Annotated in this window: 29 protein-coding genes; 19 read left to right on the top strand and 10 right to left on the bottom strand. The window is 69.3% G+C overall.

The annotated features are described in order from the left end of the window. The first annotated feature begins 4 nt into the window (after positions 1-4). Positions 5-898, top strand: a complete 894-nt coding sequence (yghX, locus tag V8J39_RS22470) for a YghX family hydrolase (protein ID WP_336463217.1) — start codon at positions 5-7, stop codon at positions 896-898. A 76-nt stretch (positions 899-974) separates the two neighbouring features. On the opposite strand, the gene V8J39_RS22465 is transcribed toward yghX, so the two are convergent. Beyond that, a complete protein-coding gene (locus V8J39_RS22465; protein WP_336463216.1) occupies positions 975-1,748 on the bottom strand; it encodes an AraC family transcriptional regulator in 774 nt (257 codons plus the stop codon). An 84-nt stretch (positions 1,749-1,832) separates the two neighbouring features. Between V8J39_RS22465 and V8J39_RS22460 the strand changes: the two genes are divergently transcribed. Beyond that, the gene (locus V8J39_RS22460) at positions 1,833-2,750 is read left to right on the top strand and encodes an NADP-dependent oxidoreductase (RefSeq protein WP_336463215.1); all 918 of its coding nucleotides are present in this window, start codon (positions 1,833-1,835) and stop codon (positions 2,748-2,750) included. A gap of 1,049 nt (positions 2,751-3,799) precedes the next feature. Here V8J39_RS22460 and V8J39_RS22455 read toward each other — a convergent pair. Further along, positions 3,800-5,170, bottom strand: a complete 1,371-nt coding sequence (locus V8J39_RS22455; RefSeq protein WP_336463224.1) for an aminotransferase-like domain-containing protein — start codon at positions 5,168-5,170, stop codon at positions 3,800-3,802. A 278-nt stretch (positions 5,171-5,448) separates the two neighbouring features. Here V8J39_RS22455 and V8J39_RS22450 point away from each other — a divergent pair, with 278 nt between their 5' ends. The 8 genes from V8J39_RS22450 to V8J39_RS22415 are packed head-to-tail and all read left to right on the top strand — an operon-like array spanning position 5,449 to position 11,910. Continuing rightward, the gene (locus V8J39_RS22450) at positions 5,449-5,931 is read left to right on the top strand and encodes an MSMEG_0572/Sll0783 family nitrogen starvation response protein (protein ID WP_336463214.1); all 483 of its coding nucleotides are present in this window, start codon (positions 5,449-5,451) and stop codon (positions 5,929-5,931) included. 53 nt (positions 5,932-5,984) lie between these two features. Beyond that, complete coding sequence (locus tag V8J39_RS22445) at positions 5,985-6,953, top strand: Nit6803 family nitrilase (RefSeq protein WP_336463213.1); 969 nt, start codon at positions 5,985-5,987, stop codon at positions 6,951-6,953. Beyond that, positions 6,946-8,067, top strand: a complete 1,122-nt coding sequence (locus tag V8J39_RS22440) for an MSMEG_0568 family radical SAM protein (RefSeq protein ID WP_336463212.1) — start codon at positions 6,946-6,948, stop codon at positions 8,065-8,067. The genes V8J39_RS22445 and V8J39_RS22440 overlap by 8 nt, the downstream gene beginning before the upstream one ends. Continuing rightward, the gene (locus tag V8J39_RS22435) at positions 8,064-8,609 is read left to right on the top strand and encodes an MSMEG_0567/Sll0786 family nitrogen starvation N-acetyltransferase (RefSeq protein ID WP_336463211.1); all 546 of its coding nucleotides are present in this window, start codon (positions 8,064-8,066) and stop codon (positions 8,607-8,609) included. Before V8J39_RS22440 ends, V8J39_RS22435 begins: the two co-directional genes overlap by 4 nt. Next, positions 8,609-9,577, top strand: coding sequence for a sll0787 family AIR synthase-like protein (locus V8J39_RS22430; RefSeq protein WP_336463210.1), 969 nt, complete (start codon positions 8,609-8,611; stop codon positions 9,575-9,577). The genes V8J39_RS22435 and V8J39_RS22430 overlap by 1 nt, the downstream gene beginning before the upstream one ends. After that, positions 9,570-9,848 (top strand): MSMEG_0570 family nitrogen starvation response protein, encoded by a 279-nt coding sequence (locus V8J39_RS22425; RefSeq protein WP_336463209.1) that lies wholly within the window; start codon positions 9,570-9,572, stop codon positions 9,846-9,848. Before V8J39_RS22430 ends, V8J39_RS22425 begins: the two co-directional genes overlap by 8 nt. 11 nt (positions 9,849-9,859) lie before the next feature. Next, entirely contained in the window at positions 9,860-11,113 is a 1,254-nt protein-coding gene (locus V8J39_RS22420; RefSeq protein WP_336463208.1) for an MSMEG_0569 family flavin-dependent oxidoreductase, read from the top strand. Then, positions 11,110-11,910 (top strand): Pnap_2097 family protein, encoded by an 801-nt coding sequence (locus V8J39_RS22415; protein WP_336463207.1) that lies wholly within the window; start codon positions 11,110-11,112, stop codon positions 11,908-11,910. Before V8J39_RS22420 ends, V8J39_RS22415 begins: the two co-directional genes overlap by 4 nt. Before the next feature lie 126 nt (positions 11,911-12,036). Here the strand turns inward: V8J39_RS22415 and V8J39_RS22410 are convergent, their stop codons facing one another. Next, positions 12,037-12,516, bottom strand: coding sequence for a GlcG/HbpS family heme-binding protein (locus V8J39_RS22410; protein ID WP_336463206.1), 480 nt, complete (start codon positions 12,514-12,516; stop codon positions 12,037-12,039). 95 nt (positions 12,517-12,611) lie between these two features. Between V8J39_RS22410 and V8J39_RS22405 the strand changes: the two genes are divergently transcribed. Next, positions 12,612-13,511 (top strand): LysR family transcriptional regulator, encoded by a 900-nt coding sequence (locus tag V8J39_RS22405; RefSeq protein WP_336463205.1) that lies wholly within the window; start codon positions 12,612-12,614, stop codon positions 13,509-13,511. A gap of 105 nt (positions 13,512-13,616) precedes the next feature. Here the strand turns inward: V8J39_RS22405 and V8J39_RS22400 are convergent, their stop codons facing one another. Then, positions 13,617-14,324 carry a GntR family transcriptional regulator gene (locus tag V8J39_RS22400; protein WP_336463204.1) on the bottom strand — a complete coding sequence of 236 codons (708 nt, stop codon included), beginning with the start codon at positions 14,322-14,324 and terminating at the stop codon, positions 13,617-13,619. A 122-nt stretch (positions 14,325-14,446) separates the two neighbouring features. Here V8J39_RS22400 and V8J39_RS22395 point away from each other — a divergent pair, with 122 nt between their 5' ends. Both V8J39_RS22395 and V8J39_RS22390 read left to right on the top strand, forming a co-directional pair. Then, a complete protein-coding gene (locus V8J39_RS22395) occupies positions 14,447-15,442 on the top strand; it encodes a threonine ammonia-lyase (RefSeq protein ID WP_336463203.1) in 996 nt (331 codons plus the stop codon). A gap of 10 nt (positions 15,443-15,452) precedes the next feature. Continuing rightward, positions 15,453-16,382 carry an ornithine cyclodeaminase family protein gene (locus tag V8J39_RS22390; RefSeq protein WP_336463202.1) on the top strand — a complete coding sequence of 310 codons (930 nt, stop codon included), beginning with the start codon at positions 15,453-15,455 and terminating at the stop codon, positions 16,380-16,382. Here V8J39_RS22390 and V8J39_RS22385 read toward each other — a convergent pair. Further along, positions 16,334-17,260, bottom strand: a complete 927-nt coding sequence (locus tag V8J39_RS22385; protein WP_336463201.1) for a LysR family transcriptional regulator — start codon at positions 17,258-17,260, stop codon at positions 16,334-16,336. The two genes, V8J39_RS22390 and V8J39_RS22385, sit on opposite strands and share 49 nt — an antisense overlap. A 94-nt stretch (positions 17,261-17,354) precedes the next feature. On the opposite strand from V8J39_RS22385, the gene V8J39_RS22380 reads away from it, so the two are divergent. From V8J39_RS22380 to V8J39_RS22365, 4 genes are all read left to right on the top strand, one after another. Further along, the gene (locus V8J39_RS22380) at positions 17,355-18,182 is read left to right on the top strand and encodes an SDR family oxidoreductase (protein ID WP_336463200.1); all 828 of its coding nucleotides are present in this window, start codon (positions 17,355-17,357) and stop codon (positions 18,180-18,182) included. Positions 18,183-18,266: 84 nt separating this feature from the next. Then, positions 18,267-18,740, top strand: a complete 474-nt coding sequence (locus V8J39_RS22375; RefSeq protein ID WP_336463199.1) for a carboxymuconolactone decarboxylase family protein — start codon at positions 18,267-18,269, stop codon at positions 18,738-18,740. Beyond that, entirely contained in the window at positions 18,730-19,593 is an 864-nt protein-coding gene (locus V8J39_RS22370; protein WP_336463198.1) for a sigma-70 family RNA polymerase sigma factor, read from the top strand. The genes V8J39_RS22375 and V8J39_RS22370 overlap by 11 nt, the downstream gene beginning before the upstream one ends. A 76-nt stretch (positions 19,594-19,669) precedes the next feature. After that, on the top strand, positions 19,670-20,284 hold the full coding sequence (locus tag V8J39_RS22365) for an FMN-dependent NADH-azoreductase (RefSeq protein ID WP_336463197.1): 615 nt from the start codon (positions 19,670-19,672) through the stop codon (positions 20,282-20,284). A gap of 96 nt (positions 20,285-20,380) precedes the next feature. On the opposite strand, the gene V8J39_RS22360 is transcribed toward V8J39_RS22365, so the two are convergent. The 4 genes from V8J39_RS22360 to V8J39_RS22345 form a co-directional block, all read right to left on the bottom strand. Next, the gene (locus V8J39_RS22360; RefSeq protein ID WP_336463196.1) at positions 20,381-20,836 is read right to left on the bottom strand and encodes a cupin domain-containing protein; all 456 of its coding nucleotides are present in this window, start codon (positions 20,834-20,836) and stop codon (positions 20,381-20,383) included. Then, positions 20,826-21,461, bottom strand: a complete 636-nt coding sequence (locus tag V8J39_RS22355; RefSeq protein ID WP_336463195.1) for a TetR/AcrR family transcriptional regulator — start codon at positions 21,459-21,461, stop codon at positions 20,826-20,828. Before V8J39_RS22355 ends, V8J39_RS22360 begins: the two co-directional genes overlap by 11 nt. 167 nt (positions 21,462-21,628) lie before the next feature. Further along, positions 21,629-22,042: a Rid family hydrolase gene (locus tag V8J39_RS22350; RefSeq protein WP_336463194.1), complete on the bottom strand. Its 414-nt coding sequence runs from the start codon at positions 22,040-22,042 to the stop codon at positions 21,629-21,631. A gap of 158 nt (positions 22,043-22,200) precedes the next feature. Beyond that, positions 22,201-23,037, bottom strand: a complete 837-nt coding sequence (locus V8J39_RS22345) for an alpha/beta fold hydrolase (protein ID WP_336463193.1) — start codon at positions 23,035-23,037, stop codon at positions 22,201-22,203. Between the two features lie 220 nt (positions 23,038-23,257). Here V8J39_RS22345 and V8J39_RS22340 point away from each other — a divergent pair, with 220 nt between their 5' ends. After that, the gene (locus V8J39_RS22340; RefSeq protein WP_336463192.1) at positions 23,258-24,244 is read left to right on the top strand and encodes a GlxA family transcriptional regulator; all 987 of its coding nucleotides are present in this window, start codon (positions 23,258-23,260) and stop codon (positions 24,242-24,244) included. Here the strand turns inward: V8J39_RS22340 and V8J39_RS22335 are convergent. Beyond that, positions 24,241-24,987, bottom strand: coding sequence for an SDR family oxidoreductase (locus V8J39_RS22335; protein ID WP_336463191.1), 747 nt, complete (start codon positions 24,985-24,987; stop codon positions 24,241-24,243). The two genes, V8J39_RS22340 and V8J39_RS22335, sit on opposite strands and share 4 nt — an antisense overlap. A 97-nt stretch (positions 24,988-25,084) precedes the next feature. Between V8J39_RS22335 and V8J39_RS22330 the strand changes: the two genes are divergently transcribed. Beyond that, complete coding sequence (locus tag V8J39_RS22330; RefSeq protein WP_336463190.1) at positions 25,085-25,978, top strand: LysR family transcriptional regulator; 894 nt, start codon at positions 25,085-25,087, stop codon at positions 25,976-25,978. Positions 25,979-26,093: the final 115 nt, after the last annotated feature.

Below are 26,093 nucleotides of genomic sequence, written 5' to 3'. Positions count from 1 at the left end.
CCTGATGGACACCAAGCCTCGACTGACAGCCAAGGACTTCAGCCCCGAGCTGCTCGAGCTTTACGACTTCTATGCCCACGGCATCATTACCAAGCGCGAGTTCCTCGACCGCGCGGCGCGCTTCACCGTGGGCGGTCTGACGGCGGCGGCGATATTGTCGATGATGAGTCCGGACTATGCGCTGGCCGAGCAGGTCAGCTTCAACGACCCCGACATCACCGCGACCTGGATCACCTACCCCTCGCCGAACGGCCATGGCGAGATGCGGGCCTATTACGTCCGCCCCGCCGGCTCCTCTCCGGCCCCCGGCGTCGTGGTCGTGCACGAGAACCGCGGCCTGAACCCTTACATACAGGACGTCGCGCGCAGGCTCGCCAAGGCGGGCTTCATCGCGATGGCTCCGGACGGCCTGACCCCCATGGGCGGCTATCCGGGCAATGACGAGGCCGGCCGTGCGCTGCAGCAGCAGGTGGACGGCACCAAGCTGATGAACGACTTCTTCGCGGCGGTCGAATTCCTGATGGCGCAGGACGAGGTTTCCGGCAAGGTCGGCATCACCGGCTTCTGTTATGGCGGTGGCGTCGCGAATGCCGCGGCGGTGGCCTATCCCGAGCTTGGGGCCGCGGTCCCCTTCTACGGTCGCCAGCCCGCGGCCGAGGACGTCCCCCGGATCAACGCGCCGCTCCTGCTGCACTACGGCGGGCTCGACGAACGGGTCAACGCGGGCTGGCCGGCCTACAAACAGGCGCTCGACGCCGCGGGCAAGACCTACGAGGCCTACATCTACGAAGGCGCCAACCACGGCTTCCACAACGACTCCACGCCTCGCTACGACAAGGCGGCGGCCGAGCTCGCCTGGTCGCGCACGATCGACTGGTTCAAGGCTCACCTGAGCTGACACCCGAGAACTGAGGCCGGACGGGGCGGTCGGAATCCGCCCGTCCAACCCACCGACGCACTGCATCAGTGATCCTTCACAACCTACTTTCGTGCGGCTGACATGATGCGAGAAACTCGCTCGGCGTTTGGAACATGACCTGCCGAAACGCATGGGAGAACGCCGCGGTGCTTGCAAAGCCGGTTTCTCGGGCGACCTGCGAGATGGCCTTGTCGCGCCCGAGCTCCGCCACCGCCCAGAGGATGCGCGCGCGCTGCCGCCAGGCCTTCAACGTCATTCCGGTCTCCTCCGGAAACCGGCGGCTGGCCGTGCGCACGGAGGTGGCGGCGCGAGAGGCCAGAGTCTCGAGCGGCAGTTGATTGCGGTGGTCGCCAAGGGCGATCTCTGCCACCCGCAGCCCGATCTCGCTTGCGGGCATGGGCAGATAGGTCGGGGCCTGCGCCACACACCGAAGCTCATGCAACACCAACCCGAGCATGATCCTGCCCCGCTCCGATGCCAGGTCGGCTCCAGCAAGCGCCTCCAGCAGGCTGCGCAACAGCGGTGACACGGGCGACACGAAGTCGTCCTCGGGAAAGTCGTCCGGCTTTGCGGCGCGCAGGGCGGCGGGGGACCAGAGCACCACGAGCAGCTCTGCATCGGTCAGGATCTCCAGCCGATGCGGCATGCCCGGCGGCACCCAGGCTGCCAGTTGCGGTGGCAGAAGCCAGACGCCGCGCTCGGTCCGCAACTGGGCCATGCCGGAGGTCACGAACGTCAGCTGCGCCTGATCATGCGCATGCTCCGGCAGTGCCTCCGCACGCCGTTTCAGAACCCTGTGCAGCGTCACGTCCACGGTCGCGGTTGGCATGTCAGCGATACTTGTTGGCCACATATCGATGAACGAACCTGATAGCACTGCCGGCAGCGCACCCCAAGACGGAAGACACGAGAAATGCTTGCGACACTCATCGAAGAATATGGCTCTAACACTGTGGTTCAGCTCGCCGAGGTGGAGATCCCGGTTCCGCAAGCCGGCGAGGTGCTCGTCCGGGTCCTCGCGGCAGGGGTCAACCCCGTCGACTGGAAGATCCGCAACGGCGCCGGCGCCCGCATGGGGATGACGCTTCCGATCCGGCTGGGAAGCGAGTTCGTCGGCGTCGTCGAACGGACCGGCACGAATGTCGCCGGCTTCACCCCCGGTGACGCGGTCTTCGGCATGGTGAAGACCGGCGCTTTCTCGGAGTATCTCACGGTCCCCGCCGCGCATATCGCCGGCACACCGGAGGGGCTCAGCGTCGAGGAGGCGGCAGCCCTTCCCCTTGCCGGCACCACGGCCTGGCAGGCGATGTTCGATGAGGCCGGCCTCGCCGCGGGCCAGCGCCTGCTGATCACCGGTGCGTCGGGCGGCGTGGGGTCGCTCGCGGTCCAGCTTGCCAAGGCCGCCGGGGCGCATGTCACCGCCGTTTGCTCCACCCGCAACATCGACTTCGTCCGGGGATTGGGGGCCGATGCGGTCGTCGACTATACCAAATGCCGGGTCGAGGAAGCGGTCCACGACATGGATGTGGTTCTCGACACCGTCGGGGCCGAGACATTCCAGCGCGCCCTTGCCACGCTGCGCCGCGGTGGCACGATGGTTACGGTGGTCGCCTTCCCCACCGGGGACGAGGCGGAGCGTCATGGCGTCACGGTGAAGCGCGCCTACACGGTCGCGAGTGCGGACACCCTCGCCCGGATCTGCGCGCTTGTGGGCGCCGGGAAGGTCACGCCGCATGTCGAACGGACATTTGGCCTGACCGAGGTCAGGGAGGCCCTGGACCTGTCCGAAGCCGGGCGTGCGCGTGGCAAGATCGTCCTGAAGACGGCGTGATCGTGCGTCGTGGGGCGCCGCTTGCCGGACGTCGGGTTACCGAGAGACGGCGACCGAGGACGGCGCGCCCGTGAGCGGCAGCTTCGTCCGCATAGCGGACGCCTCGGAGCTCCTGTTCGTGAGCATTCCTTCACCAGCATTTGCCTTACGGATGGGGCCACCGCGGGGCTGGTCGTTTTATCCGCGGCGCACGGAGCGCGTCGACAGAGGGACCGCCCCAAGAGCTCAGCAAGTTCATTCGCGGCTACGGCGCCGCAGCCGCCCCTCCAAGGTGGTTGGGAACGAAGAGCCTGAAGCTCCGTGGTGGTTTCAGCCCATCCTGACCTTGCGGATCTNTCGCGGCTACGGCGCCGCAGCCGCCCCTCCAAGGTGGTTGGGAACGAAGAGCCTGAAGCTCCGTGGTGGTTTCAGCCCATCCTGACCTTGCGGATCTGCCTAAGGCCCCTCCCCTACCGAGTTCTCCGCGCTTAGCCCGAGCCAGGTGTCGAGGCTGGGCGGAGAGCGTTCGGCACTGGCTAATACAGCGAAAGCCCCACAGGGGCCCACGGTGCTTTATCGTCGCATTTCAGTGGCTTGACACCATGGAACCCCCTGAATGCAAAGAAGCTCCCCTTTTGGGGAGCTTCTTTGCAGATTTCGGTGGTTGCGGGAGCACGAGTTGGACACAAATTGTCTCGAGCACGTTTGGGCTGATGATCCCCTATAACAGCCTCGATCGGCCGCTCCGCGCAGGGAGTCGCCGCTCGTGCAAGCGAAGTCTCATCGCCACCGAGGGAAGCGACCGGCCCTTATCGGCAGCGCCAGGTGCGTCGCTGCGCAGGGGCGTGACCCTTTGCTTCGGTTGCCCCTCGCCCTGCGCGCCTATCCCAGCCCCGAGGGACATACTGCGACGGCAGCCCCACCGCCGCATGGCGATCTCGAGTCTGGATCGGACGTTCCTTTGGGGCGTGGCCAGAAGGTTCTCTGAGCCGCAGGGATTGGATCGAGCTGACAGGTTGGCGGCGACAGGATCAGACCAGACCTTCAGGAACCGAATGCGCGAACGGCGGTCAACCGACCCAGCCCCCGTCTTGCAGTCGGCCCGCCAGTGAGAACAAACCCCGGCGCAGATCCTCGCGGCCGATGGCACCGCCTAGACAGACACGCATCCGCTCTTCGGGCGCGCCCTCGACGGTGAAGGCGTCCGAAGGCATCAGCCCGACATGCCGCCCCGCCATCCGCCCCATCAGCTCGGCCCGTCCCGCGCCCTCGGGCAGTTTCAGCCAGATGTTGAAGGCATGGCGATCGGCGGCGAAGTCGAACCCCTGCAGCACCTCGGCCGCGATCTCCTGCCGCGCCGCCGCCTCGGCCCGCACGAAGCGGCGGATGCTGTCGGCGGTGCCGTCCTCGATCCAGCGGGTGGCGAGCGCCATCGACAGCGGCGCCGGCATCACCGCAATCGCCCGCAGGGCCTGACCGAGCGCCAGCGCGGCGCGGGCGTCGGGGGCGACCGTGTAGGCCAGCCGCAGCCCCGCCCCGATGCATTTCGCGAGACCGCCGATGTGCCAGGTCAGCTCCGGCGCGAGCGTGGCGAAGGGCGTGGGCGCGTTCGGCGGGATGAAACCGTAGGCGTCATCCTCGACCAGCGGCAGGCGATGGGCGATCACGACGTCGGCGATCGCCATGCGCCGCTCCTGCGGAATGGTCAGCGTCGTCGGATTGTGCAGCGTCGGGTTGAGATAGAGCGCCTTGGGCTTGTGCCGGGCGATCGCCTCGTCCAACGCCCCGGGCAGAATCCCCGCGCCATCCGAGGGCAGCCCGACCAGCACCAGCCCCAGCCGCGCCGCGATCCCCCGCAGCCCCGCATAGGTCACCGCCTCGCACAGCACCCGGTCGCCGGGCTTCGCCAGCGTCGAGAAGATCGCCGTCATCGTCACATGCGCGCCCGGCGTCACCGCCACCCGGTCGAGCCTCGGCACCATGCCGCGCATCGACAGCCAGGACGAGGCCGCCTCGCGATCCTGCTCGCCGCCCGTGGCCGACTGGTAGCGCAGCAGCGCCACAAGGTTCGACGACACCGCCTGCAACCCCTCGCGCATGCGCGCGATCAGCTCGGGATCCTCCGGCTCGGGCGGCATGTTCATCGACAGGTCTTCCTCGCGGGCGCGGCGCGGATCGGGCGCGTCCTGCGGCGTGGCGGCCGCCTTCACGAAGGTGCCGCGGCCGACATGGCTGTCGACCAGCCCGCGCGCCTGCGCCTCGGCATAGGCGCGGCTGACGGTGGTGAAATCGATCCCCAGCCGCTCGGCCATCCGGCGCTGCGGCGGCAGCCGGTCGCCGGTGGCGAATTCACCGGCGCGGATCGCGGCCTCGATCGCGTCGGCGATCTCCAGATAGCGGGGCTTGCCCGAAGTTCCGAGCGAGGGCGTCCAGGTCAGCATCTGCATCCGTCCGTTCATTGTTTCCGATTGTATGGATGCACCCGGCGCTTGGCAACCGATGACGGAAACTTTGGTCGGTAGGCGAGCGATTCGCATATATCATGGTGCAGTCATCGCAGACTATGCTCGCGAACCAGGCACGAAACCCGGCCATCTGCCCATTGTTTCCGCAAGATGACTCTTACTTGAGGCATTTATTGTATGGCAATTGAACTGCCGATTGATCCATTCAATACGCCGATCATCCTGATCCTGCACCCCACGGACAGGAGAGACCGATGCCCGCAGTCACCCACCCCGCCCACAAGGACGGCGATTACTTCGTCGACTACGAGTCGAAGGTCTTCGAGGATGTGAAGGCCGATCCCGGCGAGAAAGCGCTCGTCACCTTCCACACCGTCGCCTTCGAGGGCTCGATCGGGCTCGTCAACATCCTCAACGCGATCCGGCTGCAGCGGAAGGGCTACGAGACCTCGATCCTGCTCTACGGGCCGGGCGTCACGCTGGGCATCCAGCGCGGCTTCCCGACGCTAGGGGACGAGGCATTCCCGGGCCATCTGAACTTCAACAAGAACCTCGAGCGCTTCATGTCCGAGGGCGGCAAGGTCTATGCCTGCCGCTTCGCGCTGCAGGCGCTTTACGGGCACGGCGAGCCCTCGCTGATCCCCGGGATCACCCCGATCCAGCCGCAGGACGTGCTCGACTGCATCCTGCTGCACAAGAAGGCCAACGCCGTCATCGTCGACACCTGGACGCTCTGAGCCAGCCCCCGGGCGCCCGTCCGCGGGCGCCCCTTCCTTGAAGGGAGAGCCACATGTCCCGAACCGTCCGCGCCGCCGCCATCCAGATCGCGCCCGACCTCGCCTCGCGCGCGGGCACGGTCGAGCGGGTCTTGAACGCGATCGCCGAGGCTGCCGACAAGGGGGCCGAGCTGATCGTCTTCCCCGAGACCTTCGTGCCCTGGTATCCCTATTTCAGCTTCGTGCTGCCGCCCGTGCAGCAGGGGCCGGAACACCTGCGGCTTTACGAGGAGGCCGTCACCGTCCCCTCGCCCGAGACCCATGCCGTGGCCGAGGCGGCGCGCAAGCGCGGTGCGGTGGTGGTGCTCGGCGTCAACGAGCGCGATCACGGCTCGCTCTACAACACGCAGCTGATCTTCGATGCCGACGGCACGCTGAAGCTCAAGCGGCGCAAGATCACACCGACCTATCATGAGCGGATGATCTGGGGCCAAGGCGACGGCGCGGGGCTGAAAGTGGTCGAGACGAAAGTGGGCCGCATGGGCGCGCTGGCCTGCTGGGAGCATTACAACCCGCTGGCCCGCTACGCGCTGATGGCCCAGCACGAAGAGATCCACGCGTCGCATTTCCCCGGCAGCCTCGTCGGCCCGATCTTCGGCGAGCAGATCGAGGTGACGATGCGCCACCACGCGCTGGAATCCGGCTGCTTCGTCGTCAACGCCACCGGCTGGCTGACCGAGGAGCAGATCGCCTCGATCCACCCCGATCCCAAGCTGCAGAAGGGCCTGCGCGACGGCTGCATGACCTGCATCATCACCCCCGAGGGCCGGCATGCCGCGCCGCCGCTGACCGGGGGCGAGGGCATGGTCATCGCCGATCTCGACATGGCGCTGATCACCAAGCGCAAGCGGATGATGGACTCGGTCGGCCACTACGCCCGGCCGGAGCTGCTGCGCCTCGTGCAGGACGCCCGGCCGCAGCGCCCGCTGGAACAGATCCTTCCCGAAGCGACCCCCGAAGCGAGCGAGGCCCAGGATGCGTGACCTTTCCCTGCCCCCCGACGCGGCACTGATCAACGAGCTGCAGACGCGCGGCATGCGGCTGGTCGATCCGCGCGCCGGCCACGAAAGCCGCCGCGGCGGCGCCGGCCCCTCGGACCACAAGGCGGTGAGCTTCGGCGACACCACGGTGATGGTCCCGGTCCACACCGCGCCCGCCTTCGACAGCCCCTTTGTCGTCGAGGCGCCGGACCCGGGCGGCGAGGCGATCGTGCGCCGCGACGGCGCCGAGATCGCACGCGTGCGCTTCCCGAACCGCCCCCGCTTCTTTGACCTGAAGACCGCCGAGGGCGTGCCCTACAACCACATCGCGGTGCTGCATTCGCGCGACGTGTTGGCGACGACGATCCTGCAGACCTGCATCCGCTACGAGAGCCGCAAGAAGACCTGCCAGTTCTGCGCCATCGGCCAAAGCCTCGCTGCGGGCCGCACCGTCGCGCACAAGACGCCCGCGCAGCTGGCCGAGGTCGCGAAGGCGGCGGTGGCGCTCGACGGCGTGAAGCACATGGTGATGACCACCGGAACTCCGCCCGGCAAGGACCGCGGCGCCGCGGTCCTTGCCGAAAGTGCTGCCGCCGTGAAGGCCGCGGTCGACCTGCCGATCCAGGTGCAATGCGAGCCGCCCGAGGACGACGCCTGGCACCAGCGGATGAAGGACGCCGGTGCCGATGCGCTGGGCATGCATCTCGAGGCGGTGACGCCCGAGGTCCGCGAGCGGATCATGCCGGGCAAGGCCTCGGTGCCGCTGTCGAAGTATTTCTCGAGCTTCGAGGCGGCGGTGAAGGTCTTCGGCAGGGGGCAGGTCTCGACCTACATCCTCGCCGGCCTCGGCGACACCGCCGAGGCGATCCTCGCGATGTCCGAGCGGCTGGTCGGGATCGGCGTCTACCCCTTCGTCGTGCCCTTCGTGCCGATCTCGGGCACGCCGCTCGAAAGCCACCCCGCGCCCGACGCGGCCTTCATGGCCTCGGTCCTCGAACCGCTGTCGCGCATGGTGACCGGTGCCGGGATGAGTGCTGCCGACATCAAGGCGGGATGCGGCAAATGCGGCGCCTGCTCGGCCCTGTCGGTCTACGAGAAGCTGAAGGTGCGCGCATGATCTGGCTGCCCCCCTCGGCCTTCGTTAGCCCCGAATTCCTGATCCGCGCGGCGACCGAGCGGTGGGAGCTGACCGGCGCCGCCAGCCTGCGCCGGCGCGTCTTCGTCGAAGAGCAGCGGCTCTTCACCGGCCACGACCGCGACGAGATCGACCAGCTGGCCCTGCCGCTGGTCGCGATCTCGACGCTCGCCGCCGAACCGGCCGAGGTCGTCGGCACCGTGCGCATCCACGAGCCGTCGCCCGGGATCTGGTGGGGCTCGCGCCTCGCCGTGGCCGAGGATCACCGGCGGGTCGGACGGCTGGGGGCCGAGCTGATCCGCCTCGCGGTCTCGACCGCCACCGGGCGCGGCGCGCGGGAATTCCATGCCCACGTGCAGATCCAGAACGTGCCTCTGTTCCGCCGCCTGCATTGGCAGGTGATCGACGAGGTGATGCTGCACGACGCGCCACATGCCCACATGCTGGCGAGCCTATCCCACTACCCGCCCATCCCCGACCCGGCCATCGGCTGGTCGGCGCGCGCCTCGGCGCGGAGGCGGTGATGGATCTTGCAGCCCTCGCCGCGCAACTCGCGGCCCATCCCTCGATCACCGGCAAGCGCGACATCGCCTCGGCGGCGCGCGCGCTGGGTCTGACCGGCTCGGCCCCCGGCGCGCCCGGCGACGACGCCGCGGCCCTCCCGCGGCCCGAGGGCGGCTGGGACCTGCTGGCGGGCGAAGGCTTCATTCCTGGCTTCGTCGCCCATGATCCGTGGTTCGCGGGCTGGTGCGGGGTGATAGTCAATCTGTCGGACATCGCCGCGATGGGCGGTCGCACGACCGCGCTTCTCGATGCCGTTTGGGCCCCTGATGCCGACAGCGCCGCGCCACTGCTCAAGGGCCTGTCGGACGCCGCCCGCGCTTACGGCGTGCCGATCGTCGGCGGCCATACCAACCTGCGTGCCCCCGCGCTCGGCCTGTCGGTCAGCGTCACCGGCCGGGCGGAGCGGCTGATCTCCTCCTTCGCCGCCCGGCCCGGCGAGCAGCTTGTCGCCGCCATCGACCACCGCGGCACCTATCGCAGCTTCGACAATTTCTGTGCCGCACTCGAGGCCCCCCACGACCGGCTGCGCGGCGACCTCGCGCTTCTGCCCGCGCTGGCCGAAGAGGGCCTCACCGCCGCCGGCAAGGACATCAGCCAAGGCGGCATCGCCGGCACCGCGCTGATGCTGGCCGAATGCTCGGGCACCGGCATCGAGATCGACCTCGACACCATCCCCCTGCCCGCGGGCGTGCCGCTCGCGCGCTGGCTCGTCAGCTTCCCGAGCTTCGGCTTCCTGCTCACCGCCTCCGACGCCGCCGCGCCCGGGATCCTCGCCCGCTTCGCCGCCCGCGACATCACCGCCGCCATCATCGGCCGCGTGACCGACGGCAGCTGCGTCACCCTCGCCCGCGACGGCGCGCGCGTCCCCTTCTGGGACCATGCTGACGTCCCCTACCTGTCCCTCGCCCCGGAGGCCGCCGATGCCTGAGGTCCGTTTCACCATCCGCTGGCCCGACGGGGCCGAGGAAGTCTGCTATTCGCCCTCGACCGTGATCCACCAGCACCTGAGCGCCGGCACCAGCTATCCGCTGCCCGACTTCCTCGCCCGTGCCCGCGCCGCGCTGACCGAGGCCTCGGACCGGGTCGCCGCGAAATACGGCTTCGCCTGCTCGGCCGCGATGGACCAGCTCTCCCGGATCGAGACCCAAGCCGCGATGCAAGCCCCCGGGGGCGTGGTCGCCTGCCTTCGCCTCAGCTGAAAGGTCCCCGCATGACCCCCGCCCGCGATCCCCATGTCCCCGTCATCATCATCGGCGGCGGCCAGGCCGGCCTGTCCGTCAGCTGGTATCTCTGCGCCGCCGGGATCGAGCATCTGGTGCTCGAACGCGCGAAACGCTTCGAGAGCTGGCGGCATAACCGCTGGGACAGCTTCTGCCTCGTCACCCCGAACTGGCAGTGCCGCCTGCCCGGCTGGCCCTATCGCGGAGGCGACCCCGACGGCTTCATGCTGAAGGACGATATCGTCGACTATCTCGACGGCTTCGCAGACAGCTTCGATCCGCCGCTGCGCGAGGGGGTCGAGGTCACTCGGGTCGCGCGGCTCGACGATGGCTATGTCGTCGAGACCCGCACCGGCCGCTTCACCGCCGGCCAGGTGGTGATCGCGACCGGCGGCTACGACACGCCGATCGAGCCCGCCTTCGCCCGCGATCTCGACCCCGGCATCGTGCAGATGCACTCGCGCGACTACCGCCGCCCGTCGCAGCTGCCCGAAGGCGGCACGCTGATCGTCGGCACCGGCCAGTCCGGCGTGCAGCTGATGGACGATTTCCACCTTGCGGGCCGCCCCGTCCACCTCGCCGTCGGTCCCGCCCCGCGCAGCCCGCGCCGCTACCGAGGACGCGACGCGACCGACTGGCTGCACGAAGCCGGCCATTACGCGGTGACCATCGACCGCCATCCCGATCCGCAGAAGGCCCTGAGCCAGACCAACCACTACATGTCGGGCCGAGACGGCGGAAAGGAGATCGACCTGCGCCGCTACGCGCTCGAGGGCGTGAAGCTTTACGGCTCGGTCTCGGGCGGCGCGGGCACGCGGCTCGAATTCATGCCGGATCTGGAGAAGAACCTCGATGATGCCGACCGCAGCTACATGGGCATCCGCACCCAGATCGACGCCTATATCGCCGCCAGCGGCATCGACGCGCCCGAGGAGCCGCCGTTCGAGAAGCTCTGGCGCCCCGCGCGCGAGACGACCGAAATCGACATGGCGGCCGAGGGCATCACCTCGATCCTCTGGGCGATCGGCTTCCGCCCCGACTATTCCTGGATCGAGGCGCCCTGCTTCGATGCCCGCGGCAAGCCCATGTTCCACCGTGGCGTGACCGAAGTGCCCGGGCTCTACTTCATCGGCCTCGGCTGGCTGAACACCTGGGGATCGGGGCGCTTCCTCGCGATCGACGAGGACAGCCGCTTTCTGGCCGAGCGGATCACCGACCGCGCCCGCGCCGGGCTTGCCGCATGAGCCGGGCCGAGCGGGTCGCGGCGGCGGCACCCGTCCTGTGGGAGGATCACCGCCTCGGCATGGCCGAGATGGGCTATCGCGGCCTCTCCGAGCAATGGCTGATGCGCCGGGCGGGCGACCTGCACTGGCGGCTGATCGCGGCGGCGATGGGCCAGGACCGGGCGCAGTTCGCCTGCGCCGACGGCCGGCCGCTCTATGCCGCGTTCTGCGCCACCCGGCTCAGGCTGTTCCAGCCCGGGCGGCCCCGGCTCGGCGACCGGCTGCGCCTTGAGGGCGAGCTGTCGCGCATCGGCGCGAGCCGGCTCGCCTCGCGCCAGTCGCTGCGGCTCGGCGATGACGAGATCGGCCGGATCGAGCTCGTCTCGGTCTTCGTCGGCCATGACGACCCGGCGCGCAACCGCAGCGTCGTGCGCCGGGCCCCGCGCGTGATGGCGGTGCCGCCCGCCGCTCCCGCCGCGCTGGCGCTTCTGGCGCGGCAGGCCGCCCGCATCGCCGCGGCACCGCCCCGGATCGAACCGTCCCACCACCTGCTGCCCTGCCCCGCGACCGAGTTCAACGCCGCGGGCCTTCTGTATTTCCCGAGCTTCGCGGCCCTCGTCGAGCGCGCGGATTTCGCGCGCGGCGCCAGTGCCCAACGGCTGCTCGTGGAGCGACGCACCGTCTACATGGGCAATGTCGATCCGGGCGAGACGGTGGGCATCGGCTTCCGCCCGGCGCGCGGCGGCCATCTCGCGCAGCTCGCAGGCCCGGACGGCCGGCCGCTCGCCCTCATGCGCAGCCGCTTTCATGCCGCGTGACCACGTCTCATCCTTGCGCCGAAGGGCCCGCGGGTGGTCGGAAATGAGGAGCCAAGGGGATCTCCCCTCCCTCGGCCCCTCTCTCGCCCGACCGGCAGGGTCGAGCGATGCCGTGCCGCCGCCCGGCTATCGCGTCAGCGCCGCCACCCCGGCTTCGGCGATCGCCTGGTCATGGTCCGGCGTATCGGCCGAGACCCCGATGGCGCCGACGATCCGGCCGTCGACGCGCTGCGGCAGACCGCCCTTCATCATCACGAAGTCCCCGGCCGTCACCACGGCCGGCCGCGGACCGTTGATCGCGGCCTCCAGATCGGCGGTCGGGCGCGCGAACAGCGCCGCCGTCCGTGCCTTGCCGGGTGCCAGCGTGACACCCGCCGGCACCGCGGCATCGTCCATCCTCGCGAAGGCGACGAGCGCACCGCCGGCATCGGTCACCGCCACGACACCGGGCCATGCTTCGCCATCGGCCTTGGCGAGAGCGGCCTGCAAGACCTCTTGCGCCGCCGTCAGCGTCAGGACGGGCTGCGGCGCGGCATCGGCAAAGGCCGGAAGACCCGGCAACGACAGAAACGTAAAAGCGATTGCGGCGTGTTTGAAAGACATCATCGGGACCTTTTTGACCTGTGCCCCTCACCTAAGGCGCGGCCGCTCGCCGGTCATTCGCCGTGCCTGCATCGATCGTTAGGCTCTGATTAACGATCATGGAACTCCGACATTACCGATATCTCTCCGCGGTTCGGCAGCATCTGAGCTTCGCGCAGGCGGCGCGCAGTCTTGGTGTCTCGGTGCCGACGCTCTCGGTGCATATCCGTTACGTCGAGGAGCGTCTCGGGCTGCGGATCTTCGAACGCACCAGCCGACGGGTCACCGTCACCCGCGAGGGCGAAGCCTTCCTGCAGGCGGCCGAGGCCGTGCTGCGGGCTGCGGAGACGGCTGAGGCGACCGGCCGCAACCTGGCGCGCGGAACGGTCGGCGAGGTCCGCATCGGCTACGTGGGCTCCGCAGTCTATGCGGGCGTCCTTCAGCGCGTCATGGCGCGGTTCGAGCGCGCCTGCCCCGACGCCTCCTTGATGGCGCAAGAGCATGTCATGGATGACCTGCCCCGGCTGGTCGCGGACAACGTGGTCGACCTGGCGCTTGTCCGGGGGCCCGTCGTCACGGCCCGGGGGCTGCGCCAGAAAGACGTCACGAACGATCATTTCGTCGCGGCCCTGTCATCGCGCCATCGCCTGCCCGCACGTGACGGCGTGCTGAAGGCGGCGGATCTGGCCGACCTGCCTTTCGTCCTGCCCGAACAGCGGTTCGGCACCGAAGAGGTAGGGCGGCGCGGTGGCTTCACACCCCGGGTCATAGCGGTGCCCGGATCGCTGGTCGCGGTCCTGACGCAAGTCGCCGTCGCCTCTGCCGCAGCCATCGTGCCCGACCTGCTGCGCGACGCGCTTCAGGTCGAAGGGGTCGAATTCTACGAGATCGACGGCCCGCAGATCCCCTCTGGCATCGTCGCGATCTGGCGCCGGGATGAACGCTCACCGGTCGTCCGCAGCCTCATCGGCCAGCTGGACGATGCCTTGCCGCCCCGGCTCCGGACCATCGAAGCGTGATAGGGAGTTTGGTCCCCGTCGTCCTCCGCCCCCGACCGGCAGCGCAATTCCGGCGCTCACAGCCTTGGCTGACGCTCTCCGGCCCGCTCGCGACCCTATGCGCGATCAGTCGCGGGCCGCCGGGGCGATCCGGCCTTCGAGATGCGAGGTGCCCGGCCGCAGAAGCCGGACCTGCGTCACGACGCCCTCGTCGCTCCGGGTCCTGCGCGTGATTTCGAGACAGACGGCTCCCTGCTCCAGCCCCAGCACCGCGGCCTCCTCGTCACTCGCCGTGCAGGCCCGGATCCGCTCGTCACCCGCCCGGAACGGCCGGCGCGCCATCAGCAGGCCGAACAGGGTCTCGCGCGTCAGGTCCACGCTCATGCACTCGGGCAGCAGCGCCGGGTTGAGCCAGCGGTCCTCGATCTCGACCGGAACCTCCCCTGACAGGTGCAGCACCACCGCATGGAACAGCGGCGCGTCGGCACCCAGACCGAAGCCCTGCGCAAGCGGTGGCGCGGCCAGCTCCAGCGCCTGCACCAGCACCCGCGCGCGGTGCACGCCGCCCGCGGCCTCGATCTCGGCGCGGATGTCGAGATGCGGATAGATCGCGACATAGGGCCGGGCCGGCGCGACGTAACTGCCGCTGCCCTTGCGCCGCTCGAGAAACCCGCGCGCCTCCAGCTCGCGCATCGCGTGGTGGACCGTCATGCGGCTGACGCCGAACTCGGCCATCAGCTCGGATTCCGAGCCGAGCCGCTCGCCGGGTTTCAACCGGCCGGAATTGATGCGCTCCGACAGGCTGCCGATGATCTGCTGCCGCTTGCTGTCCATCACCGCGCCTCGCTTCCCAATCGCAGGCGACCATAGGGCGCGCTGGGGAGTGCGGTCAATCTGTATATACAGAACTGTCGCAGATCTGTATATACAAGATGGAATCATCTTCCGGAGGCTCCATGGACACCGCTGCCACGAAGACGAAGACCCTCGACCTCGCCGCCATCGAAGCCGCCGCCGAGCGCATCCGCGGCGCGGCGGTTCGCACGCCGCTGTTGCGCAACCACACTCTCGATGACCTCGCCGGCGCCCCGGTGTTGCTGAAGGCCGAGACGCTGCAGCGCACCGGCTCGTTCAAGTTCCGCGGCGCCTACAACCGCCTGTCGCAAGTGCCCGAGTCCGAACGCCCGCGCGGCGTCGTCGCCTGGTCCTCGGGCAACCATGCGCAGGGCGTGGCCGACGCCGCGCGGCTGCTGGGCATTCCGGCGACGATCGTGATGCCGACCGATGCGCCGGCGTTGAAGATCGAGAACACGCGCGCCGCCGGGGCCGAGATCCGCTACTACGACCGGGCGACGGAATCGCGCGAGGACATCGCCCGTGCCCTTGTCGCCGCGCGCGGATCGATCCTGGTCCCCTCCTACGACGACGTCGACATCATGGCCGGACAGGGCACCGTCGGGCTCGAGATCGCCGAACAGGCAAAGGCGCTCGGCCTGATGCCCGAGCGGGTGCTGATCTGCTGCGGCGGCGGCGGGCTGACCGCCGGAACCGCCACGGCGCTGCGCGGCAAGCTGCCCCGCGTGACGTTGCACACCGTCGAACCGGAGGGCTTCGAAGACACGGCCCGCTCGCTCGCAGCCGGCGAACGGCTGGCGGCGACGGCAGGCGCGCGGTCGATCTGCGACGCTCTCCTCGCGCCCGAGCCCGGCACGCTCACCTGGCGGGTGAACCGCCGGCTGATCGACAGTGGGCTCAGCGTCACCGACGACGAGGTGCGCCACGCCATGCGCGTCGCCTTCCGGCTTCTGAAGCTGGTGGTCGAGCCGGGGGGCGCGGTCACGCTCGCGGCGCTCCTTGCCGGGAAGCTGCCCCCGACCCGCGGGCCGGTCGTCCTCGTGCTGTCCGGCGGCAACGTCGATCCCCTGACATTCGCCGACATCCTGTCGGCCTGAGGAGCGCCCCATGCACTTCATTTCCGAAGAGACCTCGGCCCGTCTCGTCACCCGGGCCCTCGCCTTCGACGCCGCGCGCGCGGCGCTGGTCGCGGCAGCCTCGCAAGCCGTGTCGACCTTCCCGGTCGTCCTCGGTCACGGCACCGCACCCGAGAACCGTTTCAGCATCAAATCCGCCTCGGACGGAACGCTCGCGGGGGTCAAGATCGGCTCTTACTGGCCAGGCAACAGCGCGCGAGGCCTGCCCCGGCACAATTCGGTCATCCTGTTCTTCGACCAGGAGCGCGGCCGTATCGACACCGTGATCGAGGCGGGGCTGGTGAATGCCTATCGCACCGCCGCCGCAGATGCCGTGGCGGTGGATCACCTGGCCCGGCCGGACGCGGCCACTCTCGCGGTCTTCGGAACCGGCAACCAGGCGTTCCACGAAGTCGCGGCGCTGGCCGAGGTGCGGCAGATCCGGCGGGTGCTTGTGGTCGGGCGTTCGCCCGAGGCCACCGCCGCCTTCTGCGCCCGGCTTGCCCGCGCCGGCCTGCCTGCGGGCCAGCCCGCCGCGGCCCGCGAGGCCTGCGCGGCGGCCGAGATCATCGTCACGGCCACGCCCTCGCGCGCGCCGCTGTTCGACGCGGACTGGGTGCGGCCCGGAACCCATGTCTCGGCGATGGGGGCGGACGGACCCGGCAAGCAGGAGCTGCCACCGGCACTGCTGGCCCGGGCCCGGCTTTATTGTGACGACCCGGAGCAGTCGCGACGCATCGGCGAGATGCAGCATGCGCCCGCGGAGGCTCCGCTGTGCGCCATCGGCGCGGCACTCGACGATCCGGGCGCGCGCGGGTGGGCCGCGGATACCGTCACCGTCTTCGACAGTTCCGGCCTTTCGATCCAGGACCTCTACATCGCCCGCGCGCTGGTGGCGGCAGAGCGCTCCGCCGCGGCCTGACGGCGCAGGAACTCGGCGAAGGCGCGCAGCGTGACCGAGCCGTTGCGGTGGCGCGGGTAATAGAGACGCAGGCCCTCGAGCGACGGACACCAATCGTCCAGAACAGTCACCAGCGCCCCCCTTTTAAGATCCGCCGCCGCCAAGCGCTCGGTGACATAGGCGAAGCCCGCAGACCCACGCGCCGCCTCGAGGGCAAGCGCGGTGTCGCCGAGGGTCACCGGACCCGCCGGGTGCACCGACACCGCCTTTTCGCGCCGCGCGAACTCCCACGCGATGATCCTGCCCGACGGCAATCGCGCGCCAAGGCATCGCCCCGGATCGAGATCCGAGGGATGCGATGGCCGGCCCGCCTCTGCCACCAGCGCGGGCGTGGCCACCACGATGAACCGTTGCGGCCCGCCGACCGGTGCCGCGATCATGTCGGCCGGAACGTCCTCGGCCAGCCGCAGCCCCGCGTCGAAGCCCTGTCCGACGATGTCCGACAGTTGCCCGTCCTCGACCAGGTCGAAACGGACCGAGGGATGAAGCCTGCGGAACGCAAGCACCAGCGGCAGCAGGATCGCGAGCCCTCCGGTCGAACCGTTGATCCGCAAGAGACCGCCGGGCGCCGCGCGCCGGCCCGAGGCCTCGGTCAGCGCCGCCTCCAGCTCGGCCAGCGCCGGCAGCGCCCGGTCGAGAAACGCCCGCCCCTCTTCGGTCAGCGCAAGGCTTCGCGTCGTGCGGTTGAAAAGCCGCAGGTCCAGCCGCGCCTCCAGCGTAGCCACCCTCCGGCTGATGGTCGAGGGCGGGACGTCGAGCCGGATCGAGGCCGCTCGGAAGCTGCCGCCCTCTACGATCTCTGCGACCAGGCGCAGTTCCGACAGCGAAAGGTCGGGCATTGGTGCACTCCCTGCATCAGCTCAACCAGCATTGTGCGACTGCACAAGATTGTCACGCCTCCCCATCTTGCCGGTCATCACACAGGAGAGACACATGAAGACCGTTCTCATCACCGGCTGCTCCTCGGGCTTCGGCGCGGCCGCGGCTCACCGCTTCGCAGGCGACGGCTGGACCGTCGTCGCGACCCTGCGCCGCCCCGAGGCCGCACCCGCCTTCCCAGACGGCGTGACCGTGCTGCCGCTCGATGTGCAGGACCCCGCCTCGATCGAGGCGGCCGTCGCCGAAACCACCGGCCGCTTCGGTCGCATCGACGCGCTCGTCAACAATGCGGGTTTCGGCCTGCACGGCTTCTTCGAGACGATCCCCCGCGAACGGATCGCCGAGCAGTTTGCGGTCAACCTCTTCGGACTGATGGACCTGACGCGCGCCGTCCTGCCCATCATGCGCCGGCAGCGCAGCGGGGTCATCGTCAACGTCACCTCCGGCGCCGGCGTCTTCGGCCTGCCGATGGTGTCGTGCTACGCGGCATCGAAATTCGCGGTCGAGGGCTTTTCGGAATCGCTGATGCACGAGGTCGCCCCCTTCGGCATCGCCGTGAAACTGGTCGAACCGGGCGGCGTCACCACGACCGGTTTCGGGGATCGGGCCCGGGCAGAGGCCGGATTGACGCTGGACGTGCCGGACTACGCCCCCCTGTCGCGCCGCGCCGCGGAGCTGTTCGCCCGCATCGCCGCAAGCCGCAGCCATGGCACGGTCGAAGAGGTCGCCGACGCGATCCTGAGCGCCGCCTCGAACGAGAGCGACCGCCTGCGCCTCGTCGCCACCGAGGGGATCAAGCCCTGGGTCGCGGCCCGGCGCGAGGCCGGCGAGGACAGCTACATCGCGATGATGCGGGCGGAGCTCGGCCTCGGGGAATTGTGAGACCGGCGGAAAAAACTTCGGCCCCGATGTCACACCGAGCTTGGCTGGCTCGTCATCACGGTATCAGATGAAAAGGAGATCCTGATGACCCCCCGCATGACCGACCACATGAAACGCGCCGATGCCGGCTTCCGGCCCCTCTACGCGGTGGAAGCCGCGATCCGGGCGAGCAGCCTCGAGCCGCTGCTGGTGCACCTCGTGAAGCTGCGCGCCAGCCAGATCAACGGCTGCGCCTTCTGCATCCAGATGCACGTCGCCGAGGCGCTGAAGGATGGCGAGACGCCGCTCAGGCTGCACATGCTGCCCGCCTGGCGCGAGAGCCCGCTCTATTCGCCGCGCGAGCGGGCGGCGCTGGCCTGGACCGAGGCTCTGACCCGCCTGCCCGACAGCGGCGCGCCGGATGCCGACTGGGCCGAAGTCGAGGCCGCCTTCGACACCGACGAACGGGCCTGGCTGACCATCGCCATCGGCGCGATCAACCTGTGGAACCGGGTGCAGGCCGGCCTGCGCGTGCCCCATGCCACCACCCTGCCGGGACCGCGGGCCGATGCGGCCTGATCCGGCGGCCACCTTCGAGACGGAGCGGCCCCGGCTGCTCCGCCTCGCCTACCGGATGCTCGGCAGCCATGCCGAGGCCGAGGATGCGGTGCAGGACGCCTACCTGCGCTGGCACGGCACGATGGAGACGGGCGCCGAGATCGCCTCGGCCCCCGCCTGGCTGACGCGCACGGTGTCGCGGCTCTGCCTCGACCGGATGAAATCCGCCCGGTCGCGACGCGAGACCTATCCCGGCACCTGGCTGCCCGAACCGCTGATCGAGGCCGAGGACGATGCGCTGCGCCCCGACAATCTGACGCTGTCGCTGATGCTGGCGCTGGAGCGTCTCTCGCCGCTGGAACGCGCCGCCTTCCTGCTGCACGACGTCTTCGGCCAGCCGCTGGACGAGGTCGCCGAGACGGTGGGGCGCAGCCCGGCGGCGACGCGCCAGCTTGCCTCGCGCGCCCGGGCCCATGTCCGGCTCGACCAGCCGCGCTACGAGATCCCGCGCGAAACCGGTGACGAGATCGCGCGCGCCTTCTTCGCCGCCTGCAGCACCGGCGACGCGACCGCGCTCGGCGCAATGCTGGCCGAGAGCGCGACACTGCGCTCGGACGGCGGCGGCAAGGTGCTGTCCTATCCGAACGTCATCGAGGGCGCCCCGAACCTCGTGCGGCTGTTCTTGGGCCTGCACCGCAAGTTCGGCGAAGCGATGGAGTTTCTCGAGGCCACGGTGATCGACGGCCTGCCGGGCTTCGTCGCCCGGTTCGACGGCCACCTGCAGACCACCGCGCTCGAGATCGTAGGCGGCCGGATCGTCGCGATCTACGTCACACGCAACCCGGACAAGCTGGCGGGCGTGCTCCGGCACTGACACCTGCCCCCGCTCCCGCCCCAATGACCGGGTCCGGCACTGCCGGCGCCCGCCCCGAACCCCTGCGAGGTTTCCCATGACATCCGTCCTGTTCCTGTCGGCCAGCCCCCTGGGGGCCGATGCCCGAAGCCATGCCACCGCACTGGCTGCAGTTCGTCGCCTCCGTGGCAGCGATCCCAACTTGCGGCTGATCGAACGCGACCTAACACGGCTCGCGCTTGGCGACATCAGCCGCGCCTATGCCGATGCGATCGTCGGGCGCGCGCCGCCGGATCACCCGGCCTTCGCCCTCTCCGAGACACTTATCCGCGAGATCGAGGCGGCGCAGGCCATCATCCTCGCGACGCCCATGCACAATTTCACCGTGCCGGCCGCGCTCAAGGTCTGGATCGACCTCGTGCTGCGGGCCGGGCGCAGCTTCGGCATCAGCGATGGTCGCAAGGTCGGATTGCTGGCCGACAGGCCGGTGACGGTCGTCGTCGCCTCGGGCAGCCTGCTCGGCCCCGAGGCGCGGCAGCCCGACCACCTTACCGGCTACCTGACCGATGTCTTCGCGACGATGGGGATCCGGGACCTGTCCTTCACCTATCTCGACGGCCTCGCCGATCCCGAGCGCGCCGCCGCACGCTTGGCCCTCGCCCGGGGCCGGATCGCGCAGGATGCGCGGTTCGGCGCAGCGCGCGCGATCTAGGTGCGGCGATGCGTGCCGGCCTCGGCCTGTGCACGCTCGCCGCCCACCGATCGGCCGGTGCGGTCACGCACCGGCCGATCGGCTTCGACAGGTGGCTCAGGCTGCCATGCCGGACAGGGTGATGCCGTGCCGCGCCATCGCCGCGCCCAGCCGGGCAAGATCGGGCAGCGCCTGCGGCTCGGGGGTCCCCGCCTCGCGGAAGAAGGCGACCATCGACGGCGCGAGCAGGACGAGCATCTTCACCGGCCCGTCGCTGTCGTTGCTGTAGTTGTGCCGAAGGCCCGGGGCGATCCGGATTGCATCCCCGGCCGTGGCCGTCACCTCTGCGGGCCGCCCCCCGGCTTCGGGAAAGCTGCGCAGCGTCAGCGCACCCGAGAGAATGTAGAACATCTCGGCCGAGGCGTGGCTGTGCGGCGGCGTGCCCGAGCCCGGCGGCACATCGACCTCGACCAGCTCGGCATCCGATGCCGGCAGCCCGCCAAGAAACCGGATCCTGTCGCCCACGACCCAAAGGGTGTCGGCGGCGTTGGAAGCATTCACGTCAAGCGTCATCGCGGTCATCCTTTCGCTGCGATGCAACGTCCGCCGAAGCCTCGCCCGTGGGGACCGCGGACAGGATCACCCCAAGCGCCCAGGAGGCGGCCTCCCCGGCCTGGGCACCGGACAGACCGCCGTAATCCTTCAGCACTTCCCAGGCGGAGGCCGAGTAGAGCAAATGCGCCAGCGCCGTGACCCGGCGGGCCTCGTCCGGCGCCAGCGCGGCGCAGACGGGCGCAAGCGCGGCCGCGAAATGCTGGCGCCGCGCCTCGACCGTGCCATTGCGCATCTCGCGCCCGGTGCGCGAGTGCAGCGCGGCGCGCATGGCGGGCTCGTGCTCCTCGAACAGCGGGAAGGCCCGGCGCGGACCCTCCACGATATCGCGCGTCGTGGCCGGAGACACCGAGGCACCGATCCGGGCATTCAGCCACGGCCAGAACGCGGCGAAAAGCTCCTCCTTGGTCGAGAAGTGACGGAAGATCGTCCGCTTCTGAACCCCGGCCCGCTGCGCAATCGCCTCCATCCCGATCTCGCCCTCGGCAGCGGCCATGAGGTCGTAGAGCGCCTGCAGGATCGCCTCGCGCGTGGCGCGCGCTTTCTCGTCGCGCAGCGGGCTGGTGTAGGATCTGGTCGTCGTCACGCCGTGCCCCCTATTTGGTGGCACATCTTGTGTCACGAATTTCGACCAAGGTCAATCCATGTCACCCATGGTGACGCGATAAACCTGTCGCATCGGGCAAGATCCGGGACACGGCGGGCCCGTCCCCCCGCGACAACGCGCGGGACAGCCGTCACCGGCCGGCGCGGTCAGTCGCGCAGCGCGGCGACGGCGCGGATCTCGATCTTGAGTTCCGGTCGACTGAGGCCCGAGATCCCGATCATCGACCAGGCCGGGAAAGGCGCTGCGATGAAGCCGCGCTTCGCCTCGAGAAACGCCGGCATCGTGGTTTCGATATCCACGTGATAGCTGGTGACATCGACGAGATCGGTCATCTCCAACCCGGCGATCCGCAAAAGCTCCTCGATGCGCTTCAGCGCCCAGATGGTCTGGTCTCCGACACCTTCGGCCGCGCGGCCATCAGGGCGGACACCGACCTGACCCGAGATGAACAGGAAACCCTTCGACTTCACCGCCGGCGAGAAGCCATAGCGTTCGAAAGCCGTGCGGTAGCCGTCGAACATCTCGTTCCCGGCCGGGATCTCGAGCACTTCTGTTGTCACCTGTCTCTCTCCCCTGCCCCGTCCGCACATTCGGAAAGGGGTCGAGGCGGCACCTTAAGGATCGCGACGGCCCGGCGCAACGCAGCCCCGCCGCCGGCCGTCCCGGCTGGCACACGGCCGGAAAGGGGCCGGTCAGCCGGCCCCCTTCGCCCTCTGCCTCAGGCCTGCACGAAGGCCAGAAGATCCGCGTTCAGAACATCGGCATTGATCGTCAGCATGCCGTGGCCAAGGCCGGGATAGGTCTTCAGCGTGCCGTTCGGCAGCAACCCGATCGACTTCAGCGCCGCATCGGCGATCGGCACGATCTGGTCGTCCTCGCCATGCAGTACCAGCGTCGGCACCGTGATCGCTTTCAGATCCTCGGTCTGGTCGGTTTCCGAAAAGGCCTTGATCCCCTCGTAATGCGCCTTGGCCGAGCCCATCATCCCCTGGCGCCACCAGTTCTGGATCACGCCTTCGAAGACCTCGGCCCCCTCACGGTTGAAGCCGTAGAACGGGCCGGCGGGCACGTCGCGGTAGAACTGCGCCCGGTTCGCGGCGAGCGCGGCGCGGAAGCCGTCGAAGACCTCGATCGGCAGGCCCTCGGGATTGGCCGCGGTCTTCACCATCAGCGGCGGCACCGCCGAGACCAGCACGGCCTTGGCCACCCGGCCGGCGGGCTGACCGAACTTGGCGACATAGCGCGCGACCTCGCCGCCGCCGGTGGAGTGGCCAATGTGGATCGCATTGCGCAGGTCCAGCGCCTCGGCCAGCGCCGCCACGTCGGCGGCGTAATGGTCCATGTCGTGGCCCTCCGAGACCTGGGCCGAACGGCCGTGGCCGCGCCGGTCATGGGCGATGACCCGGTAGCCATGGGACAGGAAGAACAGCATCTGCCCGTCCCAGTCGTCGGCCGAGAGCGGCCAGCCGTGGTGGAAGACGATGGGCTGCGCGTCGCGCGGACCCCAGTCCTTGTAGAAGATTTCGACGCCGTCTTTCGTGGTGATGGTGGACATGATGATGTCTCCTTGTGCTTGCAGGGTTTGAAGGCTTTGGGCGGTGGAAAGGCGCGGAGCCGTGCCGATCGCGGCGGCAGCAGCCGCGGTGATCAGCATCGCGCGCCGGGTCAGATCGGTGTGCATCGCGTGTCCTCTCGGTTTCGACATGGACAAAGCTATGCCTTTGCCCCGAGGATGAGGCGTGGCAGATCCGACAATGAACGAGGAAAAACCGCCAATGATACCGCCCGCCGCGCCGGTGGCCGAGATCGGCCTTCTGGTCTATCCAGACTGCCAGCTTTCGGCGGTTTACGGGCTGACCGACCTCTTCCGCATCGCCGGCGAATGGTCGGGCGCGCCCGCGCGCGAGATCCGCGTCTCGCACTGGCGCGTCGGCGGCGAGGGCATCCGCGCCGACTGGGACAGCCACCCGTCCGACGACCACCGCCTGTCCCACGTGATCCTGCCGCCAAGCCTCGTGATGCCCGAGCGCATGCCCGCGCAGCCCGATACCGCCAAATGGCTGCGCGCCCGCCATGCCGAGGGGGCGACGCTCTGCTCAGTCTGCGCCGGTGCATTCGTCCTGGCCGAGACCGGGCTGATGGAGGGCCGCCGCGCCACCACCCACTGGGCCTTTGCCGAGGCGCTCGCCCGCCGCCATCCCGGCATCCGGCTGGCCGAAGAGCACATGGTGATCGACGACGGCGACATCGTCACCGCGGGCGGCATCCTCGCCTGGACCGACCTCGGCCTGACGCTGGTCGAGCGGCTGCTCGGCCCCTCGACCATGCTCGCCACCGCGCGCTTTCTGCTGATTGAGCCGCCGCGGTCGAGCCAGCGGCCCTTCGCCCCCTTCCTCCCCCGCTTCGACCATGGCGACGAGCCGATCCGGCGCGCGCAGCATCACCTGCACGCCCATTCGGCCGAAGCCCTGGCGGTCGGCGACCTGCAAGCGGTGGCGGGGATGACCGAGCGCACCTTCCTGCGCCGCTTTACCGCCGCGACGGGGCACCGTCCGAACGACTACCTGCAGCAGGTGCGCATCGCCCGGGCGCGCGAGGCGCTGGAAAGCACCCATGCCCCGGTCGACCGCATCGCCTGGGATGTTGGCTACGGCGACGTCGCGGCCTTCCGGAAAAGCTTCCAGAAACTCACCGGCATGGCCCCCGCAAGCTACCGCCAGTCCTTCGGCATTGGCCCCACACGGCAGGCGGCCGCGGATTAGACGGCGCTCATCCCGCCATCGACGCGCAGTTCTATACCATTGACGAAACTGGATGCGTCCGAGGCAAGAAACAGCGCCGCCTGCGCGATCTCCTCGGGGCGGCCAAGCCGTCCCGCCGGGATCGCGGCCGCCATCGCCGCCTCGAACCCCGGCCGGTCGGCCTCGGCCAGCCCCAGCTTCTCAAGGATCGCAGTGTCGACGGGACCGGGGCTCAGCAGGTTCACCCGGATCCGACGCTCCCGAAGCTCCGCCACCCAGGCGACGACGAATGCCGCCAGCGCCGCCTTCGACGCCGCGTAGACGGCGTGGCCGTCGAGCCGCCTGCTTGCCGCGATCGAACCGGTCAAGATGACCGAGGCGCCGTCGCGCAGCACCGGCCGCATCGCCTGCAGGCCGAAGAACGTGCCGCGCGTGTTCACGTCGAACTGAGCATCATACTCCGCCGGCGACACGCGGTCCGACGGCGTGATCGTGTTGACGCCGGCATTCGCCATGAAGATGTCGCAACCGCCGAACCGCTCCCGGACGCGATCGGCCAGGGCGCAGGCCTGAACGGGATCGGCACTGTCGCACGCCACCGCCATAGCGAGCGGCCCGAGACCCTTCAGCGCGCGGTCGAGCGCCGCCTGCCGCCGCCCGGTGATGACGACCTCGGCACCGGCCGCGATGAAGGCGCCCGCCGTGGCCAGGCCGATCCCGCTCGATCCACCAGTGACGACCGCAACCTTGTTTCTCAAATCCATCGTCTCGCTCCTGCAATGATGCAGGGCCGATTTGAGCGTGCACAAAGCTCATTGAAATGGCACCATCAGGCAGAGAACCGTTGACCTGAGATCACAGATGACCAAGGCTCCGGCGTCTTTCGCCGCCCTCGACACTTTCATTGCCGTCGCCGAAACCGGCGGCTTCAGTGCAGCGGCGCTGCGCCTCGGGGTGAGTGCCTCGGCGGTGTCGCGCACGATCGCGCGGCTGGAACAGGGTCTCGACCAACGGCTTTTCAAGCGATCGAGCCGGTTTGTCAGCATCACCGACGACGGGCAGCAGCTTTACGAGCAGGTCTTGCCGCTCCTGCGGGATCTGGGCGCGGTCCTCACTCAGCAACCCGCGAATGAAGGTATCGCCGGCACGCTGAAAGTCAGCCTGCCTGGCGAGTTATTGCGTCTCCTGCTTCCGCACCTGGGCCCGGCGCTCCTGGTGCCCAACCCCAGGCTCCGGCTCGATCTCAGCGCCACGGATCGACAGGTCGACCTCATTCGGGAAGGGTACGACCTGGCCATCAGGATCGGGCCCGTGCGGGATTCCGAGCTTCGGATCCGCCAGCTTGGCCAAGCGCCGCTACGGCTGGTCGCCGCACCGAGTCTGGTCGCGACGGCCGAGCCTATCACAGACATCGCGCAGTTGGATGCACTGCCGTTCATCGGCTACCGTCGACGCGGCCGACTGCAACCCGTCGACTTCGCTGGCGGTGACCGCCTCGAGCCTGTGCCGGCGCTCCAGTTCGACACCGGCGCGGCGATCCGCTCGGCGGCGCTTGCGGGCCTTGGCGTAGCTCAGCTTCTGGAACCGTTCATCGCCGAGGATCTTCGGGACGGACGCCTTCGGGTGCTGCTTGCGGACCGTTCACTGCCCATACTGCCGATCTCCGCATTACATGCCTACTCCGGGACTGTTCCTCGACGCGTGGCGATGTTCTGCAGCTTCTGCCAGTCCATCCTGTCATCAAAACCGAGCTGAAAGTCAGCTCCCCGTCCCTCCGTCCGAAGCATGCAGGGACAAGCCCATATTCGAGCCGGAAGCAAATGGCAGCTATGCGGACGAAGCCGCCGTTCATGAGAGTGACCCTTGATGC

It is taken from the genome of Frigidibacter sp. MR17.24, assembly GCF_037095655.1.
Classification (GTDB): domain Bacteria; phylum Pseudomonadota; class Alphaproteobacteria; order Rhodobacterales; family Rhodobacteraceae; genus Frigidibacter.
Note: the sequence above shows the minus strand (reverse complement) of the source record. Positions and strands in the feature narration are given on the sequence as shown.

Bases quoted from the DNA above. Each gene is read 5' to 3' on its own strand.
- yghX (WP_336463217.1), top strand. From the start codon at position 5: ATGGACACCAAGCCTCGACTGACAGCCAAGGACTTCAGCCCCGAGCTG.
- V8J39_RS22465 (WP_336463216.1), bottom strand. From the start codon at position 1,748: ATGCCAACCGCGACCGTGGACGTGACGCTGCACAGGGTTCTGAAACGG.
- V8J39_RS22460 (WP_336463215.1), top strand. From the start codon at position 1,833: ATGCTTGCGACACTCATCGAAGAATATGGCTCTAACACTGTGGTTCAG.
- V8J39_RS22455 (WP_336463224.1), bottom strand. From the start codon at position 5,170: ATGCTGACCTGGACGCCCTCGCTCGGAACTTCGGGCAAGCCCCGCTAT.
- V8J39_RS22450 (WP_336463214.1), top strand. From the start codon at position 5,449: ATGCCCGCAGTCACCCACCCCGCCCACAAGGACGGCGATTACTTCGTC.
- V8J39_RS22445 (WP_336463213.1), top strand. From the start codon at position 5,985: ATGTCCCGAACCGTCCGCGCCGCCGCCATCCAGATCGCGCCCGACCTC.
- V8J39_RS22440 (WP_336463212.1), top strand. From the start codon at position 6,946: ATGCGTGACCTTTCCCTGCCCCCCGACGCGGCACTGATCAACGAGCTG.
- V8J39_RS22435 (WP_336463211.1), top strand. From the start codon at position 8,064: ATGATCTGGCTGCCCCCCTCGGCCTTCGTTAGCCCCGAATTCCTGATC.
- V8J39_RS22430 (WP_336463210.1), top strand. From the start codon at position 8,609: ATGGATCTTGCAGCCCTCGCCGCGCAACTCGCGGCCCATCCCTCGATC.
- V8J39_RS22425 (WP_336463209.1), top strand. From the start codon at position 9,570: ATGCCTGAGGTCCGTTTCACCATCCGCTGGCCCGACGGGGCCGAGGAA.
- V8J39_RS22420 (WP_336463208.1), top strand. From the start codon at position 9,860: ATGACCCCCGCCCGCGATCCCCATGTCCCCGTCATCATCATCGGCGGC.
- V8J39_RS22415 (WP_336463207.1), top strand. From the start codon at position 11,110: ATGAGCCGGGCCGAGCGGGTCGCGGCGGCGGCACCCGTCCTGTGGGAG.
- V8J39_RS22410 (WP_336463206.1), bottom strand. From the start codon at position 12,516: ATGATGTCTTTCAAACACGCCGCAATCGCTTTTACGTTTCTGTCGTTG.
- V8J39_RS22405 (WP_336463205.1), top strand. From the start codon at position 12,612: ATGGAACTCCGACATTACCGATATCTCTCCGCGGTTCGGCAGCATCTG.
- V8J39_RS22400 (WP_336463204.1), bottom strand. From the start codon at position 14,324: ATGGACAGCAAGCGGCAGCAGATCATCGGCAGCCTGTCGGAGCGCATC.
- V8J39_RS22395 (WP_336463203.1), top strand. From the start codon at position 14,447: ATGGACACCGCTGCCACGAAGACGAAGACCCTCGACCTCGCCGCCATC.
- V8J39_RS22390 (WP_336463202.1), top strand. From the start codon at position 15,453: ATGCACTTCATTTCCGAAGAGACCTCGGCCCGTCTCGTCACCCGGGCC.
- V8J39_RS22385 (WP_336463201.1), bottom strand. From the start codon at position 17,260: ATGCCCGACCTTTCGCTGTCGGAACTGCGCCTGGTCGCAGAGATCGTA.
- V8J39_RS22380 (WP_336463200.1), top strand. From the start codon at position 17,355: ATGAAGACCGTTCTCATCACCGGCTGCTCCTCGGGCTTCGGCGCGGCC.
- V8J39_RS22375 (WP_336463199.1), top strand. From the start codon at position 18,267: ATGACCCCCCGCATGACCGACCACATGAAACGCGCCGATGCCGGCTTC.
- V8J39_RS22370 (WP_336463198.1), top strand. From the start codon at position 18,730: ATGCGGCCTGATCCGGCGGCCACCTTCGAGACGGAGCGGCCCCGGCTG.
- V8J39_RS22365 (WP_336463197.1), top strand. From the start codon at position 19,670: ATGACATCCGTCCTGTTCCTGTCGGCCAGCCCCCTGGGGGCCGATGCC.
- V8J39_RS22360 (WP_336463196.1), bottom strand. From the start codon at position 20,836: ATGACGCTTGACGTGAATGCTTCCAACGCCGCCGACACCCTTTGGGTC.
- V8J39_RS22345 (WP_336463193.1), bottom strand. From the start codon at position 23,037: ATGTCCACCATCACCACGAAAGACGGCGTCGAAATCTTCTACAAGGAC.
- V8J39_RS22340 (WP_336463192.1), top strand. From the start codon at position 23,258: ATGATACCGCCCGCCGCGCCGGTGGCCGAGATCGGCCTTCTGGTCTAT.
- V8J39_RS22335 (WP_336463191.1), bottom strand. From the start codon at position 24,987: ATGGATTTGAGAAACAAGGTTGCGGTCGTCACTGGTGGATCGAGCGGG.
- V8J39_RS22330 (WP_336463190.1), top strand. From the start codon at position 25,085: ATGACCAAGGCTCCGGCGTCTTTCGCCGCCCTCGACACTTTCATTGCC.